Genomic DNA, 26,444 nt, shown 5'->3' on the forward strand with positions numbered 1-26,444 from the left:
AATTGGCTCTGTCCTTTTTATTGATTTCATCTTACATAAATACAAGAAGGATCACATGTGCCTTCCTCACTAGAAAAATATCACTCCATTTACTGAAAACAGTTCTTTTGACATAACTTACATTCCAACGTTCATTTCCTGGGAAATTCAACGCAATTAAAAAACCTTTCCCCATACTGAGGAAAGGTTTCATCATTAAGAACCGTACGTAATTTGTTCAACCGTTTTTTGGTCAAGTCTTTTGATGACTTCTGTTAAAAGCTTTACCGCATTTTCATAATCATCTCGATGAATCATGGCTGCATGGGTATGAATATATCTGCTTGGAATCCCGATGGATAGTGATGGAACGCCATGACCTGTTAAGTGAATACCTCCAGCATCTGTTCCTCCACCTGGCATGGAATCATATTGATAAGGAATGTTTAGTTCATCCGCAGTTTGGACAACAAAATCCCGAAGCCCCTTATGAGAAACCATGGAAGCGTCGAATACGACAATCGTTGGTCCTTTGCCAAGTTTGCTTGTTGCTTCTTTTTCAGTAATACCTGGTGTATCACCTGCTACTCCAACATCAATAGCAAATCCAATATCAGGCTGGATGGTAGCTGCAGCTGTTTTAGCTCCGCGCAAGCCAACTTCCTCTTGGACAGTTGCTACACTGTATGCAATATTTTCATGCTGAGTATCCTTTAAATTCTTCATGACATCAATCGCTACTGCACAGCCGATACGGTTGTCCCAGGCTTTTGCAAGAAGCATTTTTTCGTCATTCATTACTGTAAACTCAAAGTAAGGTACGATTTGATCTCCAGGGAGGACGCCCCATTCCATTGCCTGTTCTTTGCTCGAAGCCCCAATATCAATGAACATATCTGTGATTTCGATTGATTTCTTTCGTGCTTCTGGTGATAAGACATGTGGCGGTTTAGAACCAATCACACCTGTAATGTCTCCTTTTTTCGTCACAATGGTAACACGCTGCGCCAGCATCACTTGAGACCACCAGCCACCGACCGTTTGAAAACGAATATAGCCTTTGTCATCGATTTTTGTCACCATGAATCCTACTTCATCTAAGTGACCAGCAAGCATCACTTTAGGCCCATTTGCATTTCCTTCCTTCTTAGCAATTAAGCTGCCAAGGCGGTCTGTAGAGACTTCATCCGCATATGTTTCTATGTATGACTGCATGACTTTTTTTACATCACGTTCATTTCCTGGAATCCCTTTTGCATCCGTTAGGTCTTTCAGCATAGTTAATGTTTGATCTAGTTTTGTCATTCTGTGTATCCTCCTTTTTCTTCATGGTGCATTCTTATTATACAAAACCTCTTTCGTTCAATACGATCTTTTTATGAATATTTTTTCGTTAATCGAAATATTTTTTTAAAAAAAGTTGAAACCTTTTGTCTTTCTCATTCGTAGTACATCAGATAACGGTATTGGAGGTGCATCCTGTCATGTTTGTCATCCTCATTAGACTTGCTCTTGTTGCATTGCTTGTCTATATTTTCTACATGGCGGTAAAATTCTTCTCAAACCCGAGAAGAAAGCTGAAACAAGCACAATTAAAAGAAGGCTTTTATTTTATGGACGAACAGCAAAATGCCCGTAAAAATTTTAATTTCGTCTATAAAGGTGTCTTGTTTGAAGGGGAGAAGCATGTTCCTTCTAAGGATCATCCTCTGTTTGTCCACTCCATTTACGTTTGGACGGAGTCACCTGAGAAGCTAAATGAATTCACATTAGAAGACTTTGAAAAACTTGAGGAAAACATCATTGAACGGTATCCTCAAACAAAAATTGATTGGGATCAGCCCATCAAAAAAATCAAACAAAAAAAGGGAGCAGACACGCCGACTTAACGGCGTCTGCTCCTTTTCAGATGAGATTGAGATAGACCAATATCACCAATTGGACAACAATTAAAGCAGGCATACCCATTTGAAAGGCAGGATGCTTCGTTTTATGGCGGAAATACTGCATGCCAAGAAATGACCCAGCAGCACCAAAAAGTACTGCGGCACTCCATAAGTGCGCTTCTGATATTCTCCATTTGTGTGCTTTCGCCCGGCGTTTATCCTCTCCCATGAGACAAAACCCATAGACATTGACCAAGATGAGCAGCACGATCAGAGCAATATTCATTGATTTCACCTCACATGATGAGAAAAAAAGATCACTCCTTGGCGGAATGATCTTTTATATGACTTACTTGTCTAGTTGTGCTTTTGCAGCATCAGCAAGCTGGTTGAATGCGTTTAGGTCATTCACAGCAAGATCAGCAAGCATTTTGCGGTTTACTTCGATACCAGAAAGCTTTAAGCCATGCATTAAACGGCTGTAAGAAAGACCGTTCATACGAGCTGCAGCATTGATACGAGTGATCCATAGTTTACGGAAGTCACGTTTTTTCTGACGACGGTCACGGAAAGCGTAGTTTCCAGATTTCATCACCTGTTGGTTTGCTACTTTATATAATCTATGTTTTGAACCGAAATAACCTTTTGCTAATTTAAGAACCTTTTTACGACGCTGACGCGACACAGTTCCGCCTTTTACTCTTGGCATTGTAATTCCCTCCTATGTTTCCTATTCCAGATTACTTGATGTTTGCAAGTTGTTGTTTGATACGTTTGAAATCTCCAGCACTTACGATTGCACTCTTACGCAATTTACGTTTTTGCTTTGTAGATTTGTTAGCGAACAAGTGACTTGTGTACGCATGAGAACGTTTAAGTTTACCAGAACCTGTTTTTTTGAAACGTTTAGCAGATCCGCGGTGAGTTTTCATTTTTGGCATTGGATGTTTCCTCCCTCTGTTACTTTTACTTTTCGACTTTTGGTGCAAGCATGAGGAACATGCTGCGTCCGTCCATCTTAGGTTTTGTTTCTACTGTTGCTACTTCAGCGCAAGCTTCAGAGAAACGGTCTAACACGCGCTGTCCGATTTCTTTATGCGTAATCGCACGGCCTTTAAAGCGGATAGAAGCTTTCACTTTATCTCCCTTTTCAAGGAATTTGATTGCATTACGGAGCTTCGTGTTAAAATCATGTTCATCGATTGTCGGGCTCAACCGAACTTCTTTTAAGCTAATGATTTTTTGATTCTTACGTGCCTCTTTTTCCTTCTTCTGTTGTTCGAATCGGAACTTACCATAGTCCATGATTCGGCAAACAGGTGGTTTTGCATTTGCAGCAACTAACACAAGGTCAAGATTGGCTTTCGTAGCAATTTCCAGAGCTTCCTGGCGGGTTTTAATCCCAAGCTGATCGCCATTTTGTCCGATCAAACGAACTTCACGCGCACGAATACCTTCATTAACTAATTGATCTTTGCTAATAGTGAGCCACCTCCATGAGATTTTGAATTGAGTTCACAATTCATTTTGACCATTTCGTTGTATGTTTTACAGGCAAACAAAAAGTGTGGGCATATAAAACACCCACACTGCGAACATTTGCATGAAAAAATAAATGTACGGTCAACCTGTCAACTACAAACATGTGTCAATCAGGTGAGAAGCGGGTGCTTCTGCTTGTGATATCTATTCAATTCGTTAATTATTCTACACAATTTTCATTTGTCCGTCAAGTAACCGAACTCTTGAAACAACTTTTTCATTTTAGCATGACGAAATGATTTGAGCAAGACTTATTTAAATAATGCTGCGATTAAAGAATCAATTGCAAGAAGATTGGGATGACAATTACGGTGACAACCCCTACTACCACCACAGCGATACTCGCCATTGCCGCTTCCACTTCCCCCATCTCAATCCCAACAGAAACGCCAAGCGCATGTCCAGATGTACCAAGTGCAAGGCCTTTGGCCACTGGGTTTTTAATCCGAAACAATTTTAAGAAGAAGGCACCTAGCGCATAGACAATCACCGCATTAAAAATGACTGCAAAGGCTGTAATATCTGCAATTCCGCCAATATCTTTTGCAATTGGCAAAGCAATCGCTGTCGTCGCTGCTTGTGGGAGCATGCTTTTCATAACAGCAGCATCAAGATGAATCCCTTTTGCTACTACATAAACAATTGTAATAGAACAAAGTGAGCCGACAAAAATAGCGGATAAAATTTGCCACCAATATTTTTTCAGCAGTGCTCGCTGTTTATAAAGAGGAATCGCAAACGCGATGGTCGCAGGCTCTAAGAAAAACTTGATAATCTTACCGCCTTCATTATAATCTGCATAGGAAAAACCGCCAATTTTCAAAAACATAATGCCTAACACCATGGCAACAAATAGCGGGGTAAATAAGAAGAAACCTTTAGACTTTTTAAATAAAAATGTGCCAATCCCAAAGGCCACTAATGAGACGACAATGCCAAAATAAGGACTCATAGTACTTGTACCCATCTTACACCTCTCCTTTAATGCGTAGTTGAAGCTGGTTTATTTGAATGAGAAGGAGTGGATTTGCTCTCCTTTGTCTTTTGACGTTGCTGTGGTCTTTCTGATAACTGCATCAGAAGCTGAGAGAACAGCCCAGTAGCGGCAAGTAACATAATGGTTGCAATAATAATCACACCCACTACCTGTACCCCTACTTCTTGCATGACACCTAATGATTGAATGACCGAGATACCAGAAGGAACAAATAGAAAACTAATAAGACCTGTCAATGAGCTACCTAATTGCTCTACTTGCTCTAGTTTCACAATCTTTGTTGTTAATAAAATAAATAAAAGAACCAAACCAATAACAGATGCAGGCATCGGAATCGGTAAATACATTGAAATGAGATTAGAAACGAACATTACCGTTGCAAAGATAAATGCTTGAGATAGAAATCCATATACTTTTGTGGCACTCATGCCCTTTCACCTCTTTCTTCGACTGCCCTCAGTATATGGCATGAAACAAACAAATGAAGCGTTTACAATAAAACTCACCTAATATCCTGACTGAAATGCAAAAAATGAGGATTGAAATGCAAATGAAAAAAGCCACCCTATTCTAATAGGAGCGACTTCTTTAGTTCTTTCGCATATGTTCGGCTGACAGGGACGATAGACCCGTCTGTCATATGAAGATTATACGTTGAATTAAACCAAGGCTGCACTTCTTTCATATGAGACGTGTTGACAATATAGCTTCGGTGAACTCTCATAAAATAAGCCTCGGGTAATTTCTTTTCAATGACCACAAGCGGTTCTGTCACCTCATACATATGATCTCTTGTTTTCACAACCTTTTTTCCTTCACTAAGCCCTACATACATAATCTCGTCAACCTGCAAGATCACAATAGACTCATCGACAGAGATCGCTAATTTTTGGTTGTGAGAAAATTTGTCTTCTGAAAGAGACGGCTCCTGCGTCTCAATAGCTTTCCACTTCTTAAACTTTTGCATCGTTTGCAACAGCCGCTCTTCATCAAAAGGCTTTGTTAAGTAATCTAGTGCACTCACCTCAAACGCCTTCAGCGCATATTGATCAAATGCTGTAGCAAATACGATCGCCGGCGGATCAGACATTCGGTTGAGCCTTTTGGCAATATCAAATCCATTCTCACCTGATAAATCGATATCTAAAAAGAGTAAATCGGGCTTGTGATCGACCATCCGGTCAAAAGCAGATTCTATATTTTCCGCTTCCTCTATTTGAACATTCTCTTTTGTTCTTTGTAACAAATATTTTAATTCGTCTCTTGCTAAAACTTCATCATCTACAATCAATACCTTTATCAACGAGAATCATCCTTTTTTACATAATCCATTGGAATGCGAAATGAAATGTCAGTGCCTTTGTCACTATGAATGGATAAAGCAGCTTGCCGGCCAAAAATTCCTCTTAGCCGCTGGTCTAAATTATAAAGTGCTGTACCTGTTCCTTCTTTTGATTCAACTGGCGATTTTAATAATTGAGCCATCTTGTCGTCTTCAATCCCCTGGCCATTATCTGTGACTTTCATATAGACTTGCCCATCTTTTATCAAAGCGGATACGATGACTTCACAATTTGTTTGATGTTTAGGAAAAGCATGTCTCACTGCATTTTCAACAAGCACTTGAAGCACAAAGGGAGGGATCATCACCTGTTCCAGCTCTTTTTCAATTTGAAAGGTCACTTGATATTTATTTGGAAATCTCGCTTGTTCCAGTGATAAATAAGCCTCCACATGCTGAATCTCTTTATGCATTGGAATGAGCAGCTGGCGAGCGCCTTGTAAATTTGATCGAAAATAAATACTCAGCTGTAGTAGCAGTTTCCTTGCCATCTCTACATTCGTTCTACACAAAACGGAGATGGTGTTAATGGCGTTAAATAAAAAGTGCGGATTCACCTGGGCCTGAAGCGCCTTGATCTCTGCATCTTTCAGCAGACGGCTTTGGGTCTCAGCCTCCCCAAGCTCAAGCTGTGTGGAAAAGAGCATCGCCAAACCTTCTGCAAGCTCCTCTTCTACTCTGCTTAATCCGACTGGAGAATTGAAATACATTTTTAATGTTCCAATTGTTTGACCATTAGACGTGAGTGGTAGCACAATGGCTGCTTCAAGAGGACAGTGAGCGACTGAACAATTGATGTCATCTTTCGAATGCGCCTTCATAATCTTTCCACTCATCAACACTTGCTTAGACAACCCTGTAATCAGACTTTTCGATGGAATATGATGATCTGTTCCATCTCCAACATGCGCTAAAATCTTTTCTGTATCTGTTAAGGAGACAGCATCTGTTTCTGTTAAACGATGAATGATTTCTGCCACACTTTTACATGATTGTTCGTTTAGCCCTTGCCGGAAATAAGGAAGTGTTTGATCTGCGATAGAAAATACTCGATGCGTCTGCATTGCTTTCGCCTGCTCTTCCTGACGAATCACTGACTGTAAAATAGATAAAAAGATAAAACTCCCGATTCCATTCACAAAGATCATCGGCAGAGCAATAATACTCACAAGGCCCCAAGCATCAGCAAATGGCTTCGCAAACAGAAGGATAATGACCATTTGTAAAGATTCCATCGCTACACCAAAAATCGCTGCTTGTCGCGGTGTGACCATTCGATTCTTCCGCTTAAATCGCCTGCCGACATAGCCTGCAATCACACCGGCTAAAATGGAAGAAATTGCGCAGCTAAGCGCAGTGCTCCCTCCTAGTGAATAGCGATGAATGCCAGCTAAAAGCCCAGCACCAATCCCTACAAACGGCCCCCCTATTAAGCCGCCCATTTCGATCCCCATAATTCTCGTATTGGCGATAGAACTTGATGAGCCTAGGTGATATGAGAATTCGTGGTTCATCACAATCTGCTGCTGGATTTCAATTCCAGTGTAATTGCTGATGATACTAAAAGAAGCAAAAATAAAGACAAGGATTGCCTTTTTTCGAAACCCTTGATTATGTAGTAAGAGATTGCGAAAGCCCTTGACATGGGCAAGCACAAATCCCAAAATAACGATGATTCCTACACGCTCAATCATCATAATAATTAAATGAAGCAAACCGGCCACCCCAATTGATGTATGTGATATCTACTGTCTATCTATTCTATCATGCACGGTCAATGCTCAAAAATCTCTCAAATCTTTTCTTTATTGCCCTCTCCTTCTATTGTAAAATGAACATGAGCCTGTCACATGCAATTGAGGGTAACTACATACATAACAAGGGAGAAGATCATGAAAGCCGTATTTTTCGATTTAGATGATACTTTGCTTTGGGATGAAAAAAGCATTCATACCACTTTTCAGGAAACATGCAGGGAAGCGGAAAAGAAATATGGACTTGATCCAGAATCGTTTGAACAGATTGTGCGTGAAGAAGCAAGAAAGCTGTACTCTTCTTATGAAACATATGATTATACTGTTATGATTGGCATTAATCCTTTTGAAGGACTGTGGTCTAATTTTAGTGAGCCGATTAGCGAAGGCTTTCAAAAGCTGAACGCCCTTGCACCAGAGTATCGCAAAAATGCTTGGACGAACGGCTTAAAAGAGGCAGGAATTGACGATGATGCATTTGGTCAATACTTAGCAGATTTCTTTGCAGCAGAGCGCAGAAAACGCCCGTATGTCTATGAAGAAACGTATCCTGTTTTAGAGCGCCTGAAGGGCAACTATGAATTACTTCTTTTAACAAATGGAGATCCTAGTCTGCAAAAAGAAAAACTTGCAGGTGTCCCGGAACTTGCCCCTTACTTTAATGAAATTGTGATTTCAGGAGATTACGGGAAAGGAAAGCCTGATCCTGGCATCTTTGAGCACTGCCTTCAGCTGTTAAATCTCACAAAAGATGATGTCATCATGGTAGGGGATAATCCAAAAACAGATATTCTCGGCGCTTCTCGCGCTGGCATCCAAACGGTTTGGATCAATCGTCATGGCAAGAAAAATGAAACAGATGTGACACCAGACTATGAAATTAAAGACTTACACGAATTGTTTGATATTTTAAAATAAACCATAGGAAAAACACCCTTCTCCTGATCGAGATTGGTGTTTTTTCGTTTTCGGCTATACAATTGCTGCTAAACTTTGTGCTTGACGATCTAAGCCGCGTGCTGCATCTCCTACATTCATGAATTCCTCGCTTGCTTGCTTGACAAGATCCCGGTTTGTAAACACGCTTGTCTTTGCACGGCTTGTTCCGTTGCTGACCTTTTCAACTTCTAAATGGATCGCCTTCACATAACGATCCACCTTTACGATCGCTTCCTTTGAATCTGTCGCAAGCTTACGGATTTCTGCCGCGACGACACTAAAGCCATTTCCATAGGAACCCGCATGCGCAGCTTCTATGGCCGCGTTCAATGCGAGCAACTGCGTTTGGGAAGCGATACTGTTAATCGTTGTAGCAATTGAGCTGATCGACTCCACCTGCTCTGTTAACCCTTCTAGCAAACTCATGTTTTGATCCGTTTCACTCGCAATATGTTCAAAAGAAGCATTTACACTTTGACTATGCTGGATGCCGATTTCCGCTCGCTCCATTAATTTTGCAGACATATCCTTTAGGTCTTCTACTACCTGCTTCATTGTGTTTTCTCTCTCCGTAATATCTGTTGCCACTTTCACGACAGCCACTACGTTCCCCTCTTCATTGAGCACTGGTGTATACGTCGCTTCAAGCCATAAGGTGTCACCGTACTTCGTGATCCGCTGCACCTTTTCCTGAAACACTTGACCATTCTTCAAACGCTTCCAAAACATTTGATAACTTGCGTCTTCTGCAATATGCGGAGGACAAAACTGTCTATGCTTTAAACCAATCATTTCTTCCTTTGAATATTTCATGGCTTTTGCAAAAATATCATTGACCCATAGGACCTTACCTGTGACATCAAATTCAATCATCGCCAGTGAGTGCTCTAGCGCACGAAGCACAGCTGATTGCTCCAATACTTGTGTTGATATAGTATTTGTTGTTTGAATCATCGCTTTCATTCCCCCAATTTGCCTCTCTCTAATAGTACATACTTACCCATACTTTCGTACTATCTAAACGTATCATTTGCGCAATTGGATCACTAGTGGAGAATTTTTTTCCATAAGAAAAAAGCCAGCAACCTCAATAGATGAGATCACTGACTGTTTCGTTCGCCTTCATTATTTTTTTGCTTCTGCGACTGCATGTTTCACAAAAGCTTCGAGGTCCATTGTTTCTGAATCTTGTTCCCCATATTTTCTTACATTAACTGCGCCATTTTCTGCTTCTTGATCACCGACAACTAGCATGTACGGAATCTTTTGCATTTGCGCTTCTCTAATTTTGTATCCTATTTTTTCATCACGACTGTCTAATTCTACACGCAGTCCTTCAAGCTGCAAACGTTCTTGCACTTTTTTTGCGTAATCTAGATGGACAGATGGTGAAACCGGGATGACTTGGAATTGTACAGGTGCCAGCCATGTTGGAAGAGCTCCTTTGTATTCTTCAATTAAGAAGGCAACGAAGCGTTCCATTGTGGACACAACTCCTCTATGAATGACAACTGGACGATGGTGTTTTCCATCTTCTCCGATATATGTGAGATCGAAACGCTCTGGAAGTAAGAAGTCTAGCTGTACAGTAGACAAAGTCTCTTCTTTTCCAAGAGCTGTCTTTACTTGGACGTCAAGCTTCGGACCATAAAATGCCGCTTCGCCTTCTGCTTCATAGTAGTCATGTCCAAGCTCGTCCATTGCATCTTTCAGCATAGACTGTGCTTTATTCCACATCGCATCATCGTCGAAATACTTCTCAGTATCCTCTGGATCACGGTAAGATAAGCGGAATGTGTAGTCATTCAAGCCAAAGTCTTGATACACTTCTTCAATTAGGCGAACTGTACGAATGAATTCGTCTTTGATTTGATCTGGACGAACAAAGATATGGGCATCGTTTAATGTCATCCCTCGAACACGCTGAAGGCCGGATAAAGCACCTGACATTTCATAACGGTGCATTGTACCAAGCTCTGCAATCCGAATTGGCAATTCGCGATAGCTATGCGGCTCGTTTTTGTAAATCATCATATGGTGCGGACAGTTCATTGGACGGAGGACAAGATCTTCGTTGTCCATTTCCATCACAGGGAACATGTCTTCTTGATAATGCGCCCAGTGGCCTGATGTTTTATACAATTCTACACTCGCAAGAACGGGTGTATACACATGCTCATAACCAAGGCGTACTTCTTTATCAACAATATAACGCTCAATGACGCGGCGAATTGTTGCCCCTTTTGGCAGCCAGAGCGGAAGACCTTGACCCACCTTTTGGGAGTTCGCAAACAGTTTCAATTCTTTTCCTAGTTTACGGTGATCGCGCTCTTTTGCTTCTTCAAGCAGACGTAAATGCTCGTTTAATTCTTCTTTGCTGAAGAAAGCTGTTCCGTAAATACGCTGAAGCATTTGATTGTTACTGTCGCCTCTCCAGTAAGCACCTGCAAGGCTTAACAGCTTGAATTCTTTGATTTTCCCTGTAGACGGCAAGTGAATACCGCGGCATAGATCGAAGAATTCACCTTGCTCATAAATTGTGACGGCTTCGCCTTCTGGGATTGCTTCTAACAGCTCTAGCTTCAATTCATCGCCAATTGCTTCAAAGCGTGCTTTTGCTTCTTCTCTAGAAACTTCAATGCGCTCAATCGGCAAATTGCTGTTAATGATTTTTTTCATTTCTTTTTCAATCTTTGGTAAATCTTCAGGTGTAATCGCTACATCGATGTCAACATCATAGTAAAAGCCATTTTCGATGACAGGGCCTACGCCAAACTGGACGTGATGCTCTTTTCCATAAATGCGTTTGATTGCCTGCGCTAGTAAATGCGCTGTGCTGTGGCGCATAATATCGAGCGCTTCTTCACTCTTATCTGTGATGATCTCGATTGTTCCACTTTCTAACAGCGGCGTACGCAGATCTATTTCTTTGCCGTTCAATTTACCGGCAAGCGCTTTTTTCTTTAGGCCTGGGCTAATTGATGCCGCGATGTCTTCTGTTGTAGCTGTTTTGTCAAACTCCTTGACTGCTCCATCTGGAAATGTAAGTTGAATTTGTTCTGACATCTCTAGTCACTCCTTTTTTTGGCAATATAAAAACCCCGCCCCCTGGAAAGGGACGAGGTTGAATAAACGGAATCGTGGTTCCACCCTTTTTCCCGTATTTGCAGCTTGCTTTGTCAAAAGCAAATACGGCTTGTGGTTCAATAACGGGAATTCCCGTCAGCTATTACTAAACAGTTCACAGCTGATGTTCAAAGGTGGTAAAGCAAATGGTCCTCTGCTAGGAAGCTTTCAGCCACGGCTTCCCTCTCTTTAAGCGGGTGTTCATTTGTTCATGTCCTTATCAATACGGTCTCTGTATGAAGTTACACCGTATTATAAAACGTTTTTTCGTGAAAATCAAGAAAGCTTTTCACTTTTCTTTTCCAAATGACTAGGAACAAATTGAACATGCTGTTCCTGAAACGAATGAGGAGGGAATACCTCGACTCTTTCTTGAAAAATATTTTGAATGGTTTGCACCATCGAGTGACCTGTATCATCTGTAAATAGGTCAATTTTTTGTGGCGCAATGGATACAAGCGGTGCAATCAACTGCGAATCAATATACATTGGATGCTCTCTTACAAACTGTCTGTCTATGTATTGTTTTTGATCACGCTCAGAAGCGTACCGAAATTCCCAAATCATCAGGCGGTCCTGATGTACAACATGTACTTTTTCAAGCTTAGGTTCTCTTGACATCACATAGTCTCGAAGGGATTGAATAAAGTTTTGATATTCTTGTTCCATCTTATATTCTTCGATGGATACTTCAACATAGTTCTTCAGCCTTCTGTCATACGCTGAGAGCCTAAATGTCATAAATGAACCAATGGAAAAAACACCTTTCTGTAAAGAAATCGTCTCAAGCTCTTTTTTTAACAGATCCTCCCTCGGCGGGTCTTGATGAATTCCTGGGATATCATCTAGATCCCCTTTCATGATGCTATGGGCGATTGAAAGAATTTGGTGTTGCTCTTCTGGATCTTTAAATAAGTATGTGTTTTCAAGGATGCTACGCATGCGTTCATTTTCTTTGCATTCCAAAAAAAAGTGAATCAGCAATGTCCGCACAATGTGCTCTATGGCTTCTCCTGATTTCTTGGCTTCTATGAGAAGCCGGTCTTTCCCTTGTTGAATCGAAATGTGATGCCGACTGTCCAAGTGTTCAGCAAGATGTAAAAAAGCGGCGGTATCATATTCATCTTCAAAGATTATTTCAAGCATGTTTGTCCCCCCTAACGACATCTGTTACATATATATGGGGGGAACATAAAAAATAGACGCCTAAAATAAATCAGGCATCTTTCTTTTTAAAATCAGTGGCACTGAGATAAAGATCAAATAAATCAAACAAACAATCGCTAAGGCGGCATAATTTCCGCTTACAAAGCTTGATCCAAGGACATTTAACGCCACAGTACCAGGTATTAACCCTAAAAAAGTCGCTGCCGCAAATGCACGATAATTCGCACGTGAAGCTGCTGCGGCATAACTGACAAAATCAAAGTGAATGGGCGCAATGCGTAATAAGAGGATATAAAGAAATCCATGCTCTTGAATACGGGACGTCACCGCTTTTAGCTTCCGATTGCTTGATTCGGTTTCCTGCTTGTTTGAACGGAAGGTTGAGGCAAGCAGGAAAGATCCTGTTGCACCTGCTGTCGCACCAGCTAAGGCATAAATGGTCCCAAGGACACTGCCGAATGCCAAACCTGCTGCTAGCGAAAAGACGGTGAGAGGGACAAGTACAAATGGACGAAAAAGTGATAAGAAAAGAAAGACAAAGGGAGCCAGCATCCCAAATTGAAGAATCCAATTCTTCACATCTTTCGGTGACAGTTGAAGATGCTGTTTGTTGAGCCACCATAGCACAGCAGCTACAACCCCAATCACGAGGAAAAGCAGCCATTTTCTTTTATTCATTTCATCCGCTCCCCTTCACGTGACCTATCTTTTTATAAATGACGGCGATTTTCCCCTTCAAGCAGAACTGGTTCAGCTAGGTAGAGAATACGTTCCATTAATCGAGCTGCCTTCACCTCTTCTTTTTCCCCGCGCTGTGAGTACGTAAAGTGATGCTTTAACTCATTTGGTGAGAAATTAGAAGAGAAAAAAGTCGGCAACTGCTCTGCCATGCGGTATTGCAAGATTGTTCCTAAAAGTTCATCTCGTACCCAGCTTGTCATCGACTCTGCTCCGATATCATCAAGCATTAAAATTGGTGTAGATTTGACCATATTCAGCTTTTCTTCGAGTGTATGATCGGCTAACGAATTTTTTAACTCTCTCACAAATTCAGGCACGTATACAAGGAGAGATGGATACTCTTTTACCGCTAGCTGCTGCGCAATCGCTGCCAGAATAAATGTTTTTCCGACACCAAACTTTCCATGTAAATAGAGGCCTTTGCCCTTACCTGTTTCATCATAACTTTGCAGGAATTGACCTACTTTTTGAATGACTTCTTGTCTTCCAACCACATTTAAATCAGCAAACGTCGCTTGAAGAACATTCTGCGGAATATACATACTTTTCATAAGTTCTTGCTGTTTTTTCTGTCTATCAAGTCGCAGTTTGACAGGACAAGGGGAATATTCAATATCAATGCTCTGACCTTTGATCACAAGCTTCGGGTGATACCCGTCTAAAATGACATTTACATTCTCTTCCTCTAAGCAGTAAGAACAGCCCTTTGATTGCTGTACATATTCAAAGAGTCTGTTCAAACTGCGATTGATCATGTCTTCTTGGATGTCCTCTTGATGCTCCTTTAAAAAAGCTTTTACATCTTCATCAGCTAGGACACTTTCTTTAATCTGATTGTATCTCACGCGAAAATCTACCCGCCCTTTTAGCTGATCAAATGAACGACCGATCGGTTTCATCTCCATCTCACCTCACATTAATGTGCATTATACTTTTTCATATTATTAAACTGATCTAACAATTTTTCTTTTTCTCGTTCGAGGTCCTCTGTAGACAAGTTATCTGTCTGTTCTTTTGGCTGTTCTTTCGTTTCAGCTTCTTTCATCCAGTCAGGCAGTTTCTCCTCGCGGATCACTTTTCCTGATCCATATGATTGACGCTTATTTTTTTGCTGCGCCCATTCTGTCATTTGCCTATTCTCTTCTTTGGCAATTTTCATAGCAGCTGCCACGGTTTTGATTTTCTTTCGCACCCAGTGGGCGGCGATTTTCTGCATATATGTTTTGGACAGCTTCATATCGGTTTTTAGCAGTGTATAGTAGATCAGGACATTCATGACCCCAGGCTCTAGCTGCTGCTCAAGCATAATATCTTCAACAATTCTTAAGTCTGCATACGTCGGCTCAATGCCATCTGCCATATCTTTTAGAAGCTCTCTAGGCGAAATATGATCAAGCTTTTCAATCAATTTCGCATCAGGTGCATCTGCACCTGAATTTCGCGTGACATTGTGACGTAAATGTCTTGGCTGTTTTTGATCAATCAGCTTCGGCTGTTCGCCTCTGTATTCAATTTGATACCAGTCTCTCGCTGCTTTTCGCAGATCCTCAGTTGATATCATCTGATCTGAACCACAGGCACCTGCCACAATATTTTGCATTTGCAGCGGGGTGATGCCATAGACGACCGCTAACTTCTTAATTGTCTCTTTCACTTGCTTTGTCAAAGCTTTTCTCGGAATCATCATATCCGACATGCCTGCTAACAGGAGATCAAAATCAAAAGATTCATCTGAAAGCGGTGCAGGCTGACTTGAGCCAACTGTCACATATTCGTAGCCCTCGTCAAGCGATGACGCCTGATTGATTTCCTCTGTCATCTTGCGCTCTCCTGGCTGCAAGACGTGAAACACTTCTTCAAACGATCGGGAGATATTCTTTGCATCAGCAGGAACTCCTGGATAAGAAAAATAATCACGAAGCTGCATATATTTTGCTTTCTCTACCCGATGATACAAAAGGACATTCAGCATACCGTCTTGGAAAAATTCATCCGGTCTCAGCGGCGGCACGAGCTCATATGTAAACAGTCTGCCTTCTTCCGTTTCCTGTTCATATGTGCGGAGTAATCCGATCGCTTCAAGCTTTAAGCGATCCTCAAAAATATCATTTAAATTCGTTTGTAGCATCACCATCAGCTGACGGTGAGGTGCGGGTTTCCCCCACATTCGATTTTGTTCCAGCTCTCCCCACAGCGTCATGTATAAACTGAAAGCGGACATGCCAATAAGCGGCTGATATAAAAGAGTAATAAGCTGTCTATCGATGTCACCGAGCAATGAAGCGCTTTTGACGACATACGGATCGACGGCTAGCACTTCCTTCCAATGCTCTGTCATATGCTGATCCTCCCTTAATACGGTTGTCTTCATTGTACACTCTTTTTGCGTTTTACGCTTTACGCAGGAAAAAGAGCATGAAGAATCTTCAGCTCTTTTTTAGCGTTCTTTCTTTAATAAATCTTTTAATTCATCAATAAATACATTGATATCTTTAAATTGACGGTATACCGAGGCAAACCTGACGTAAGACACTTCATCAATTTTCGCCAGCTCGTCCATCACCATTTCCCCTACAAGCTCGCTTTTCACCTCTGACATGCCTTGGTTACGCAATTCCTTCTCGATGTTAAAGCAGACATCCTCAAGCTGTTTTAAAGCGACAGGACGTTTTTCACACGCTTTGATGAGGCCTCTCAGCATCTTTTCCCGGCTGAATTCTTCTCGAATTCCTTCTTTTTTCACCACAATCAATGGCAATTCTTCTAATTTTTCAAACGTCGTGAAGCGATATTGACAGCTTTCACACTCTCTTCTGCGACGGATGGACTTCCCTTCATCTACTGGTCTTGAATCAAGCACCCTTGTGCCAAGGTGCTGACATGTGGGACATTTCATTTCATCAGCTCCGATCTCTTCTTGGAAGTTGTTTGTCTAGTTCTTTATAAAGGGACAAAACAGCCTTTTGACTGTAGCCAAAGTCTGTTGGCAGTACTGTTTCTGTTGTCACATTAAAATCGACAGCTGTTTCAAAAGGACGAATTGAAATGACAGTCGCCACGAGAAAAGCTTTTTTCGGCGTTCGTATGTTTGCGCTGATTTCACCTCGTTCTGCTGAAACAGATGTCACTTGATAGGAATCGTTTCTTGAAAGAACGGCTTCTACCGCTTGGAAAACTTGAGTTTGTGTCGATTTGTAGTAATGGCTTTTCAGCTCTGACACTGGATGATGGTCAGATGTTTCTGTATGATTTGAAATGAATCGTTTGAGCTTTTGTCCTAAAGTCATACACGTATCCCCTTTGTCATAAACCCTCTTCTTTATTTTATAAAAAAAACCTTTGTTTTCCTAGAACAAAAGTATAGACAGGTTGGATCATGCTGGATGCCCGTGTATGGAACAAATATAAAAAGGAGCATAACACAAAGGCATTTAATGCTTTTGGCCAGCTCCCATTGCAATCTTTTTTATGTTTACAGTGCTTTGGCTTGCGCCTGTTTCACTTGTACAGGTCCCATGCCTCGAGGAATTTCGATGTTTTCTCTTGTTTCAGCACCTAGTTCATCTCCGATATGATCTGCTGCAATATTCGGATCTAGATCGCCGCAAGTATAAACATCTATGCTCGCATAACCATGTTCAGGAAAGCTGTGAATTGTCAGATGAGATTCAGAAATAATGACAACTCCACTTACTCCTTGAGGTGCAAATTTGTGAAAAGCAACCTCTCTTACTTCAGCTCCTGATTTCAAAGCTGCATTTACAAACGTTTTTTCAATAAAATCCATGTCGTTCAGTTTATCACAGTCGCATCCCCATAACTCGGAGATAACGTGACGTCCGATTGTTTCCATCATGGACCCCCCTTAAACAAGAATGAAAGAGTGAAGTTCTAAGCAGCCGGACCGGACATATACCACGGGGGAAAGTTAGTCCAAAGAGGTCCTAACCCTTTAAGTATACCCGAATGAGTCTGCGAACAAGAAGTTCACGAAAAATAGTATACTTTGTTTAGACCCATTTTGCAAGCTGTGTTTTTAGTGGGATTTTCTCTCATTTCTTGAAAAGGGACGTTCAGTCTTCTTCATTTCAAACAGCTGAAAGCTCTTTCATCTGTGAACCAACAAACTTTACAAGATCAACCACTCTGCAAGAATAGCCCCATTCATTGTCATACCATGCAAGAACTTTTACTTTTCTGCCTTCCATCACCATCGTTGTGAGTCCATCAACGACAGCAGAATAAGGGTTTGTGTTAAAGTCTGTGGAGACAAGTGGTTCATCGGTGTAATCTAATATGCCAGCAAGAGATGTTTTTGAAGCCGTTGCAAAGGCAGCATTGACCTCTTCTGCTGTGACATCTTCTTTCAAGTCGACCACAAGATCAACCATCGACACATTTGAAACCGGTACGCGAAGTGCAAGTCCATGTAATTTCCCTTTCATGTGCGGCAGCACTAAAGAAAGCGCTTTAGCGGCACCCGTCGTTGTTGGAATGATGGACTGGGCACATGCTCTTGCCCGGCGCAAATCCTTGTGGGGGTTGTCGATATTTTTTTGATCATTTGTATAAGCGTGAACCGTTGTCATTAAGCCGTTGTCGATGCCAAATTCATCATCTAACAATTTGACAACTGGCGCTAAACAGTTTGTTGTACAAGATGCGTTTGAAATAACGACGTGCTTTTCAGGATCAAGATCATCCTCATTGACACCCATTACAATTGTAACGTCTTCATTTTTACCTGGAGCTGTAAGTACGACCTTTTTCGCTCCGGCATCTATATGGCCCATCGCTTGATCTTTTGAATTAAATTTCCCTGTTGCTTCGATCACGATATCAATCCCAAGCTCTCCCCATGGAAGCTGCTTTGGGTCTCTATTATTGAGCAAAAGCACTCTTTTGCCGTTGACAATCAACGCGTCATCTTCTGCTGTCACATCGCATTCGTAACGTCCATGATTTGTGTCATATTTAATTAAATGTGCTAGCGTTTCGGCAGGATAGCTTGCGTTCACCGCTACAATTTGAATTTGATCATCAAGCATTGCTTTTCTGAAGACCATGCGTCCAATTCTGCCAAACCCATTGATCGCTGCTTTTACCTTCATGAACAGGTCACTCCTCTATTATGTGTTATACTCAATAAATTTATTTATGAAATTAGTATATCACATTAGAATGTAATTGCCAGTATATAAACGTATATTTTCAAAAAAGGGCTGTTCTTTGCAATGAAATTGACGAAAAAAGCATAAAAAAAGAAGAGTACTGTATGTACTCTTACTTATCTGTATGTTCCCATTCGTTTAATATGTTCTCTAATTGCTTTCTAATAAAAGCAAGATCTTTTGTGTTTTCTATCACACGGTCTGCTTTTTGGCATTTTTCCTCAAGAGACTGCTGGGAGTGAATGCGATTCAGTGCTTCTTCCTCGCTCAGGTCGTTTCGATTCATGAGCCGCGACAGCTGCAATTCAGGCGTCGTGTACACAACGATGATGCGGTCGACTAGCCCTTCCAGCTTGCTCTCGAATAGGAGCGGGATATCAAGCACAACAAATGTTTCATTGTTGCTCACCCCTTCATCACGCTGCTCGAGCATTTCTTTTCTGACTTCAGGATGAACGATGGCATTGAGCTTTTTTCTTTTCTCTTCATCAGAAAAAATGATCGCTCCAAGCTGCTGCCGGTTCAGTTCACCATTTGGCAGAAGAACCTCTTCACCAAAAGTTTGAACGATTTGATGAAGGGCAGCCGATCCTTTAGAAACCGCTTCTTTTGCAATGATATCAGCATCCACCACCCGAATGCCTTTCTCTTTTATCATCTGCGAGACTGTGCTTTTTCCGCTAGCAATCCCGCCTGTTAATCCAATGACGAGCGTCAATTCGTTTCCTCCTTTACAGCTTCCACACCCCAATTAAAATGAGCAACAGCCCTGGTAAGCATGCGAGTTTATCGATCCAGCGCCAATTGGCCAAATAATGACCCGCACGCAGTCCGATGCATACAAAAAGAGAACTCATCACAGCGACCGTGATGCTCATGACAATTGGAGAAAAACCAAGAATCGCTGCACCAATCCCTGCACCAAATGCATCGATGGATAAAGCAATTCCAAGAAGCACCGCTTCCATTCCATTAATGGTGCCAGAGCGGTCAATATCTGCACTTGTAGGCTTTCGCAAAATATGAATGACAAGCCCAAGAGACTGCACTTCTACATTGAGAAGTGTTTTTTCATGAAGGAGCAAATCACGCTCTTTCGCTGGTTTATAAAATTGATACAGAACCCAAAGTCCGATGGCAATTAAAATGCCTCCACCCAGTTTATCTGTCACTGAGACAGGGAGGAATGTCGTGAGCAGGCTGCCAATCAGCATGGAAATGAGCAACACAATTCCTGAACAGCAAGCAATAATAACGATGGCTTTAAATGGAATTCTCATCTTGCGAAGACCATACGTAAAACCTACAGAAAAGCTGTCAATGCTGACGGCAATAGCTAAAAACAGAAGCGAAAACGAAATCATACCTGTACTCTTCCTTTCTGTTCATGCAACGATGATCAAGAGTCTCTAGGCGTCCTTAGACTCTTCTTCACTATATGAAGAGCAGGTGGGCTGTGTGTCAGTCTACACCTTGCTGAAAAAAGAATGTTTTTTATCGTATGCATGGCAAAAAGGAAGCATGCTGACGGCTTACTTTTATGAAGGGCGTTTTTGGCAGGTCACACAAAAATGAGTGCCGCGCCCTCCAACCACTGTTTTTTCTATGATACTTCCGCACGTCTGGCAAGGTTCTCCCCGCCGGTCATATACAAGAAGCTGTAACTGAAAAGTCCCAATATCACCTTGTGAATTGATGTAGGAACGAATGGTGCTACCTCCTGCATCAACAGCCACTTGAAGTGTGTCAATAATATGTTTGTGGAGCACCTTGCAAGATGCAAGACTTAGCTGATTCGCTTTTGTTTCTGGATGAATGCCTGATTTAAACAGCACTTCATCTACATAAATATTACCGAGGCCTACCACGATTTTTTGATCAAGTAAAGCCGTTTTGACCACGCGGGAGGTTTTCTTTAATTGCTCCCATAAATAGTCTGGTGTAAATGAGTCTGAAAAAGGTTCATACCCCAGCTGTGATAGCGGAAGTTCTTTTTCTTCTTCGCCTGGCTGAAATAGATGCATCGTCCCAAATTTACGGACATCATGATACCGAAGTTCGGTACCATCTGTGAACGTAAAGACGACGTGTACATGTTTATCATAAGGCTCACCAGTTTCATGTACACGGTATTTCCCTTCCATTCTTAAATGGGAGACCATCACATAGTGGTCTAAATGAAAGAGTAGAAACTTCCCTCTTCTTTCAATGGTTTGAATGGTTTCTCCTACCATCCTTCTAGCGAACTCTTCCGGTTCCCCAGGACGTTTGATGATATTTGGCCATTTGATATCGACCGTTTCAATCGTTTTTCCTTTGACTAACCGCTGAAGAGTGCGCCGGACGGTCTCAACCTCTGGTAATTCCGGCATGCTCCTCGCTCCTTTTTCTCTCTCTTTATTTTGCGTCGTACCAAGATGGGCCTGAAGCGAAATCGACTTTTAGCGGCACATCGAGCTGAAGTGCGCTTTCCATGACTTCTGGGACGATTTTTTCTAATATGGCGATTTCTTCTTTTGGCGCTTCAAAGATCAGTTCATCGTGCACTTGCAATAACAGATTTGCCTGCAGATTCTCTTCTTTTAACTTTCGTGCCATATCAATCATCGCTTTTTTGATGATATCGGCGGCACTGCCTTGGATCGGTGTGTTCATTGCCGTTCTTTCCGCAAAGCTTTTCACATTAAAATTACGGCTTGTGATATCTGGGATATATCGTCTACGTTTAAGAAGCGTGGTCACATATCCTTTTTGTTTTGCTTCCTGCACGATGTCCTCCATATAGGTTTTCACGCCTTTAAAGCTTGTTAAATAACGGTCAATGAAGGCCGCTGCTTCTTTTCTTGTAATCCCAAGATTTTGAGACAGTCCATAATCACTAATTCCATATACGATTCCGAAGTTGACAGCTTTGGCCTGTCTTCTCATAGAGGAAGTCACTTCTTCTTCTGAGACATGGAACACATCCATTGCTGTTTTCGTGTGAATATCCATATCTTGCGTAAAGGCTTCAATCAAGTTCTCATCTTGAGAAATGTGCGCGAGTACACGCAGCTCAATTTGAGAATAGTCAGCTGCAAACATGAGCCAGCCTTCTTTTGACGGAACGAATGCTTGACGAATCTTTCGGCCTTCTTCTAAACGAATCGGGATGTTTTGAAGGTTTGGATCTGTTGAGCTTAGTCTTCCTGTTTGTGTAAGTGCCTGATTAAATCTTGTGTGCACTTTATGCGTATCTTTGCGCGTCACTTTCATTAAGCCTTCCACATAAGTAGATTGCAGCTTTCCTATTTGACGGTAATGCAGAATAGACCGAATAATTTCGTGCTTGTCTTCAAGCTTTTCAAGGACATCCGCAGACGTAGAGTAGCCGGTTTTGGTCTTTTTGATAACGGGCAGTCCTAATTTTTCAAATAAAATCACACCAAGTTGCTTCGGTGAATTAATGTTAAATGTTTCTCCTGCTAACCGATGAATGGTTTCTTCATATTCCTTCAGCTTCTTCGTGAGTTCTTCACCCATTTTCTGAAGACGTTCAACATCCACTTTTACCCCAAGAGATTCCATTTCACCTAAGATGAGGGCAAGTGGCAGCTCTAAATCTTCATACAGCTCATGCTGATCATTTTTTTCTAACGCTTCACGGGTCAAATCATGCAGCGCAGAGATCGCTGCTGCTTTTCTTCCAAGATGGTCTTTTAGCTCTTCTTCCGGTGGAATCGCCTGTTTCGCTCCTTTTCCGTATACTTTTTCATCGGAAAGGGCTATGTTCAGGCCATATTCCTTCGCCACACTTGCAACGTCCTCATAGGATTTCTGCGGATTGACCACATAGGAAGCGAGCAGGACATCGTTATCGACACCTTTAAGATCAACATCATGCCATCTGAGCGCAACAACCGCTCTTTTGGAATCAAAGACCCATTTCTTCTTCGTTTCATCCTGTACCCATTGTTTAAACGCTTCAGATTGAAGAGCATCTTCTTTTGTCATAAAAAATGCACCGTTCTCATTATGGATCGCAAACCCTATCAAATCGGCTTCGTGATAATTGTCTCCTAGCTGTTCTACCACAAGTGCAGCGTGATCTGTCAGCATGTCCTCCGTGACATCTGTCATTTTCTTCACGTCTAGTTCGTCTATTTCTACCGGTTCATCTGATTCTGGCGCTTCTCCTAAACGCTCTAGCAGCGTTTGAAAGCCCAGTTCTTTATAAAGCGAGATGACCTGCTCCATGTGAGGACCTTCATAGGCGAGCTCTTTGCTTGACACATCTATTGGTGCTTCTACGAGAATCGTCGCCAGCTTTTTACTCATCACCGCTTGTTCTTTATATTCTTCAAGCTTTTCTTTTAGCTTTTTCCCGCTGACTTCGTCAATATGATCAAGCAGATTTTCAAGGCTTTCAAACTGCTTTAGTAATTTAATCGCTGTTTTTTCACCGACACCAGGCACGCCTGGGATATTGTCTGATGAGTCTCCCATCAGCCCTTTCATGTCGATGATTTGATCTGGTCTGAGGCCGTATTTCTCTTCAATATGGGCCGGTGTGTAATATTCTACTTCTGTGATACCTTTTTTCGTAATGGCTACTGTTGTATGGTCTGTTGAAAGCTGCGTTAAGTCTTTATCTCCTGAGAAGATTTTGACCTCAAAGCCGTCCTTTTCTGCCTCTACAGCCAGTGTGCCGATAATGTCATCCGCCTCGTATTGCGGAAGCTCGTACCTTTTCACTTGATAAGCATCTAATAGCTCACGGATGAACGGCATTTGTTCTGATAGTTCTGGCGGAGTTTTTTGTCTTCCGCCTTTATATTCCTTAAAGGTCTCGTGACGGAAGGTGGTTTTACCCGCATCAAATGCTACGAGCATATGAGTCGGCTTCTCGTCTTCCAGCATCTTCATTAAGATCATCGCAAAGCCATAAATGGCATTTGTATGTACGCCTTTATCATTGGATAATAGCGGCAAAGCAAAAAAGGCTCGATAAGCGAGACTGTTTCCATCCACAAGTACTAATTTCTTTTGATCTGTCATCTTTTAATCCTCCATCGACTGAGCCGGCTCAGCCGTCTCTTTCGCACATTGTATGTTCATTTTATCAAAGTTTATTTTGAAAAGAAAATAGACGAGCCTGCATAAAAAAGGGACGAAAACAACAAGTGTTTTCGTCCTTCCAAAATTGGCTCCTTGGATGAAGGGGTTCCTATTCATCCTACCAATGATTGATTAACAAAACATGAATTCATTGTAAAGATCATGTAAATTTTAACGCCACTTTCCATTCTTCTCTATTTTGACTTTAAACTCACGGTAAACGTCGTCCCTTTGCCTTGTTTGCTATGAACAGAAATCGTTCCTTCATGTGCTTCGACAAGGTGTTTGACAATGGCAAGACCAAGCCCTGTACCGCCTGAGTTTCTACTTCGATCTTTATCAATTCGATAAAACCTCTCGAATATTCTTGGAATCTCACTCTTTTTCATACCGATCCCTGTATCTGCTACATCAAATTCATAGCTGTCTTTCCTCTGTCTTGCTGTGATCGTGACACTTCCTCCCTCTGGTGTATAGGTGAGGGCATTATTGATCAGGTTGAGGAAAATTTGTTTTAATCTCAGCGGATCTGCCATGACATAGACCGGCTCTTTCGGGACACGCACTTGTAGGTCAATGCCTTTTTCAGCAGCCTTTTGTTTTAGCAGTACTTCAATCTCTTGAATGATTTCTGTCGCATTGGCTTCTTGAATATTCAGCTTAAAATGCTGCTGTTCAATTTTCGAGAGATCAAGTAAGTCTTGGATGAGCGTTTCTAAACGAATACTCTCTTTTAGGATGATGGACAAAAATTGTGTCAACGCTTCTTTATCGTCAATGGCACCATCCAGAAGTGTTTCAGAAAAGCCTTTAATTGACGTGATCGGTGTCTTTAATTCATGTGACACGTTAGCGACAAAGTCTTTTCGCATCTGTTCTAGCTGCTTTGTTTCTGTCACATCATGAAAGACAAGAACAATCCCTTTCCATTCATCGTCTGTACTTAAGATCGGAACACCATCGACTTGGAAATAACGGCGCTCGATGTCAACAGCGAGACGTAAAAACTTTCGGACCTTGGTTTCTGTCATGAAAATTTCGTCTATTAACTCAATAATCTCTTCATGGGTAAAGGCTTCATGATACAGCTTGTGCATATAAATATGTTTTTGCACTTTGAATTGCTTGCGGAATGTTCGATTGACTAAGTGGATATAGCCCATTTTATCAATCAAAATAATCCCCGCTCCAATGTTTTCAATGACTGTTTGCAGACGATCTCGCTGCATTTCGCCAGCGCTTGTCATGTCTTGAAGACTTTCTGCCAGACGCTTCATTGATGTATTGAGTTCACTTGTTTCAATGATCAACTCTTCATAGTTATTTGTATCATAGTTCCCTCGTTCAAGCTGTTTGGCCACCTTTGTGGCATAATCAATCGGCTTTACATACTTCATCGACATGCGATAGCCAAAGAAGACGATGATAATGATGGCCGAACCAAGACAAAAGGCTAATGCAAGCCAGAGCTGACCATCAATCTCATTCAAAGGCTGGAATGAAGCATGAAGAAATAAATATCCCGCCGGTTCGTTTTGTTTCATCATTGGGACTGCATAATGAAACAGCGCATCCTTCTCATCCTCAATGAACGTTCCTTTTGTTTGGAGCTGCTCACTTTTCAGTGTGTTTAAAATGACAGCCCTTTGTTCTGCTTGACCCGTTGTATGTATGATATTCCCCTTCACGTCCACAATCGACGCATTCATATCGAGATGCTGCTTTGCTTGATTGAGAATCTTCTTGTTTTGCTCCGCATTCAAATCTTCAACATTCATAGAAGAAAGAAGAAAACTCGATTCCTTTTCCATTCGTTCGGTTAATTTTGTTTCATAGAAAATATGAAACATATGATCCAAGAAAAGACCAAGCGCAACAAACACAATAAACAGGAGAAAAATGAGCCCAGAAAAAAGGCGGGTTCTCACTTTACTCATTTGGCTTTGGCTCCTCCAATTTGTAGCCTAAGCCTCGAATGGTTTTAATATATGTTGGTTTTTTTGTGTTCTTTTCAATTTTGTCCCGCAAGTGGCTGATATGCACATCCACAATACGAGTATCACCTGCAAAGTCATAATTCCAAACCGCACTTAACAATAGATCACGCGTCAAGACACGGCCTTTATGCTTAGCCAAATAAAGAAGCAGTTCAAATTCCTTTGGCGTGAGCTCTAGACGTTCTTCTTGGAAATAGACTTCGTAATGTTCAGGTAAAATGCGCAGGTCTCCAATTTTGATTTGGTCTGCAATGATCTCTTCCTTCTCTTCTTGCACGGGAGCCGGCTGAGATTGCTGTGCTCTTCTCAAAATGGCTTTTACCCGAGCACCCACTTCTCTAGGACTGAAAGGTTTTGTCATGTAATCATCGGCCCCAAGTTCAAGACCGAGCACCTTATCAAATTCATCGTCCTTTGCTGTCAGCATTAAAATAGGGAACATCATTTTTTGAATTCTCAGTTGTTTGCACACTTCAATGCCGTCCATTTTTGGAAGCATTAAATCAAGCACAATCAGATCAGGCTGTTCACTTGCTGCTTTTTCAAGCGCTTCTTCTCCGTCTCTTGCTGTGACGACATCGTAGCCCGCCCTTTCAAGGTTATAGCTTAGAAGTGTTACAATTGATTCTTCATCATCCACAACTAATATTTTTTTATTCATGTTGTGCCTCCAATTAGTGATTTCCCCTGCATCCGGTTTTTTGTA

Annotated in this window: 27 protein-coding genes and 2 other annotated features; of the genes, 2 read left to right on the forward strand and 25 right to left on the reverse strand. The window is 41.6% G+C overall.

Annotated elements, in window-relative coordinates; genetic code table 11:
- Positions 1-195 precede the first annotated feature (195 nt).
- Positions 196-1,284, reverse strand: a complete 1,089-nt coding sequence (locus ACSBQP_RS17290; RefSeq protein ID WP_017358255.1) for a M42 family metallopeptidase — start codon at positions 1,282-1,284, stop codon at positions 196-198.
- Between the two features lie 179 nt (positions 1,285-1,463).
- On the opposite strand from ACSBQP_RS17290, the gene ACSBQP_RS17295 reads away from it, so the two are divergent.
- On the forward strand, positions 1,464-1,868 hold the full coding sequence (locus ACSBQP_RS17295) for a hypothetical protein (protein WP_008346017.1): 405 nt from the start codon (positions 1,464-1,466) through the stop codon (positions 1,866-1,868).
- A 16-nt stretch (positions 1,869-1,884) separates the two neighbouring features.
- Here ACSBQP_RS17295 and ACSBQP_RS17300 read toward each other — a convergent pair whose 3' ends face one another.
- From ACSBQP_RS17300 to ACSBQP_RS17335, 8 genes are all read right to left on the reverse strand, one after another.
- A complete protein-coding gene (locus tag ACSBQP_RS17300) occupies positions 1,885-2,151 on the reverse strand; it encodes a DUF1294 domain-containing protein (protein WP_008346019.1) in 267 nt (88 codons plus the stop codon).
- 63 nt (positions 2,152-2,214) lie between these two features.
- Positions 2,215-2,574, reverse strand: coding sequence for a 50S ribosomal protein L20 (gene rplT, locus ACSBQP_RS17305; protein ID WP_007501659.1), 360 nt, complete (start codon positions 2,572-2,574; stop codon positions 2,215-2,217).
- A gap of 31 nt (positions 2,575-2,605) precedes the next feature.
- Complete coding sequence (gene rpmI, locus ACSBQP_RS17310; protein ID WP_003216324.1) at positions 2,606-2,806, reverse strand: 50S ribosomal protein L35; 201 nt, start codon at positions 2,804-2,806, stop codon at positions 2,606-2,608.
- A 25-nt stretch (positions 2,807-2,831) separates the two neighbouring features.
- Complete coding sequence (infC, locus tag ACSBQP_RS17315) at positions 2,832-3,347, reverse strand: translation initiation factor IF-3 (protein ID WP_024718649.1); 516 nt, start codon at positions 3,345-3,347, stop codon at positions 2,832-2,834.
- A gap of 71 nt (positions 3,348-3,418) precedes the next feature.
- Positions 3,419-3,550: a sequence feature (ribosomal protein L20 leader region), on the reverse strand.
- A gap of 128 nt (positions 3,551-3,678) precedes the next feature.
- Positions 3,679-4,374 (reverse strand): antiholin-like protein LrgB, encoded by a 696-nt coding sequence (gene lrgB, locus ACSBQP_RS17320; protein WP_175415461.1) that lies wholly within the window; start codon positions 4,372-4,374, stop codon positions 3,679-3,681.
- A 14-nt stretch (positions 4,375-4,388) separates the two neighbouring features.
- Positions 4,389-4,832: an antiholin-like murein hydrolase modulator LrgA gene (lrgA, locus tag ACSBQP_RS17325; RefSeq protein ID WP_035391171.1), complete on the reverse strand. Its 444-nt coding sequence runs from the start codon at positions 4,830-4,832 to the stop codon at positions 4,389-4,391.
- A 137-nt stretch (positions 4,833-4,969) separates the two neighbouring features.
- Positions 4,970-5,707, reverse strand: a complete 738-nt coding sequence (locus ACSBQP_RS17330) for a LytR/AlgR family response regulator transcription factor (RefSeq protein ID WP_048002761.1) — start codon at positions 5,705-5,707, stop codon at positions 4,970-4,972.
- Positions 5,704-7,461: a sensor histidine kinase gene (locus ACSBQP_RS17335; protein WP_144684135.1), complete on the reverse strand. Its 1,758-nt coding sequence runs from the start codon at positions 7,459-7,461 to the stop codon at positions 5,704-5,706. The genes ACSBQP_RS17330 and ACSBQP_RS17335 overlap by 4 nt, the downstream gene beginning before the upstream one ends.
- A 177-nt stretch (positions 7,462-7,638) precedes the next feature.
- On the opposite strand from ACSBQP_RS17335, the gene ACSBQP_RS17340 reads away from it, so the two are divergent.
- Positions 7,639-8,418: an HAD family hydrolase gene (locus ACSBQP_RS17340; RefSeq protein ID WP_025207764.1), complete on the forward strand. Its 780-nt coding sequence runs from the start codon at positions 7,639-7,641 to the stop codon at positions 8,416-8,418.
- A gap of 54 nt (positions 8,419-8,472) precedes the next feature.
- On the opposite strand, the gene ACSBQP_RS17345 is transcribed toward ACSBQP_RS17340, so the two are convergent.
- From ACSBQP_RS17345 to ACSBQP_RS17420, 16 genes are all read right to left on the reverse strand, one after another.
- Complete coding sequence (locus ACSBQP_RS17345) at positions 8,473-9,393, reverse strand: methyl-accepting chemotaxis protein (RefSeq protein ID WP_435028669.1); 921 nt, start codon at positions 9,391-9,393, stop codon at positions 8,473-8,475.
- A 171-nt stretch (positions 9,394-9,564) separates the two neighbouring features.
- Positions 9,565-11,505: a threonine--tRNA ligase gene (thrS, locus tag ACSBQP_RS17350; RefSeq protein ID WP_007501674.1), complete on the reverse strand. Its 1,941-nt coding sequence runs from the start codon at positions 11,503-11,505 to the stop codon at positions 9,565-9,567.
- A 45-nt stretch (positions 11,506-11,550) separates the two neighbouring features.
- Positions 11,551-11,798, reverse strand: a binding site (T-box leader).
- 43 nt (positions 11,799-11,841) lie between these two features.
- Positions 11,842-12,711 carry a putative sporulation protein YtxC gene (gene ytxC, locus ACSBQP_RS17355; protein WP_008346029.1) on the reverse strand — a complete coding sequence of 290 codons (870 nt, stop codon included), beginning with the start codon at positions 12,709-12,711 and terminating at the stop codon, positions 11,842-11,844.
- 60 nt (positions 12,712-12,771) lie between these two features.
- Positions 12,772-13,410: a TVP38/TMEM64 family protein gene (locus ACSBQP_RS17360; RefSeq protein ID WP_017358261.1), complete on the reverse strand. Its 639-nt coding sequence runs from the start codon at positions 13,408-13,410 to the stop codon at positions 12,772-12,774.
- Between the two features lie 32 nt (positions 13,411-13,442).
- Entirely contained in the window at positions 13,443-14,372 is a 930-nt protein-coding gene (dnaI, locus tag ACSBQP_RS17365; protein WP_008346034.1) for a primosomal protein DnaI, read from the reverse strand.
- Between the two features lie 17 nt (positions 14,373-14,389).
- Positions 14,390-15,811 (reverse strand): replication initiation and membrane attachment family protein, encoded by a 1,422-nt coding sequence (locus ACSBQP_RS17370; RefSeq protein ID WP_435028670.1) that lies wholly within the window; start codon positions 15,809-15,811, stop codon positions 14,390-14,392.
- Between the two features lie 99 nt (positions 15,812-15,910).
- The gene (gene nrdR / locus ACSBQP_RS17375) at positions 15,911-16,369 is read right to left on the reverse strand and encodes a transcriptional regulator NrdR (protein ID WP_003216720.1); all 459 of its coding nucleotides are present in this window, start codon (positions 16,367-16,369) and stop codon (positions 15,911-15,913) included.
- Between the two features lie 4 nt (positions 16,370-16,373).
- Positions 16,374-16,760, reverse strand: a complete 387-nt coding sequence (locus ACSBQP_RS17380; protein WP_282745407.1) for a cytosolic protein — start codon at positions 16,758-16,760, stop codon at positions 16,374-16,376.
- A gap of 185 nt (positions 16,761-16,945) precedes the next feature.
- Positions 16,946-17,326 carry an adenosylmethionine decarboxylase gene (gene speD, locus ACSBQP_RS17385; protein ID WP_003216492.1) on the reverse strand — a complete coding sequence of 127 codons (381 nt, stop codon included), beginning with the start codon at positions 17,324-17,326 and terminating at the stop codon, positions 16,946-16,948.
- Between the two features lie 235 nt (positions 17,327-17,561).
- On the reverse strand, positions 17,562-18,584 hold the full coding sequence (locus tag ACSBQP_RS17390) for a glyceraldehyde-3-phosphate dehydrogenase (RefSeq protein WP_269379505.1): 1,023 nt from the start codon (positions 18,582-18,584) through the stop codon (positions 17,562-17,564).
- A 172-nt stretch (positions 18,585-18,756) separates the two neighbouring features.
- Positions 18,757-19,362: a dephospho-CoA kinase gene (coaE, locus tag ACSBQP_RS17395; RefSeq protein ID WP_025207768.1), complete on the reverse strand. Its 606-nt coding sequence runs from the start codon at positions 19,360-19,362 to the stop codon at positions 18,757-18,759.
- Between the two features lie 13 nt (positions 19,363-19,375).
- Positions 19,376-20,008: a sporulation membrane protein YtaF gene (gene ytaF / locus ACSBQP_RS17400; protein WP_007501684.1), complete on the reverse strand. Its 633-nt coding sequence runs from the start codon at positions 20,006-20,008 to the stop codon at positions 19,376-19,378.
- A gap of 174 nt (positions 20,009-20,182) precedes the next feature.
- Positions 20,183-21,016 carry a DNA-formamidopyrimidine glycosylase gene (gene mutM / locus ACSBQP_RS17405; protein ID WP_007501686.1) on the reverse strand — a complete coding sequence of 278 codons (834 nt, stop codon included), beginning with the start codon at positions 21,014-21,016 and terminating at the stop codon, positions 20,183-20,185.
- 25 nt (positions 21,017-21,041) lie between these two features.
- On the reverse strand, positions 21,042-23,681 hold the full coding sequence (gene polA, locus ACSBQP_RS17410) for a DNA polymerase I (protein WP_435028671.1): 2,640 nt from the start codon (positions 23,679-23,681) through the stop codon (positions 21,042-21,044).
- Positions 23,682-23,935: 254 nt separating this feature from the next.
- Positions 23,936-25,678 (reverse strand): two-component system histidine kinase PnpS, encoded by a 1,743-nt coding sequence (gene pnpS / locus ACSBQP_RS17415; RefSeq protein WP_017358268.1) that lies wholly within the window; start codon positions 25,676-25,678, stop codon positions 23,936-23,938.
- Positions 25,671-26,399 carry a response regulator transcription factor gene (locus ACSBQP_RS17420; protein WP_007501691.1) on the reverse strand — a complete coding sequence of 243 codons (729 nt, stop codon included), beginning with the start codon at positions 26,397-26,399 and terminating at the stop codon, positions 25,671-25,673. Before ACSBQP_RS17420 ends, pnpS begins: the two co-directional genes overlap by 8 nt.
- Positions 26,400-26,444: the final 45 nt, after the last annotated feature.

The sequence above is a fragment of the Bacillus sp. G402 genome (genome assembly GCF_051172515.1).
Lineage (GTDB): Bacteria > Bacillota > Bacilli > Bacillales > Bacillaceae > Bacillus > Bacillus altitudinis.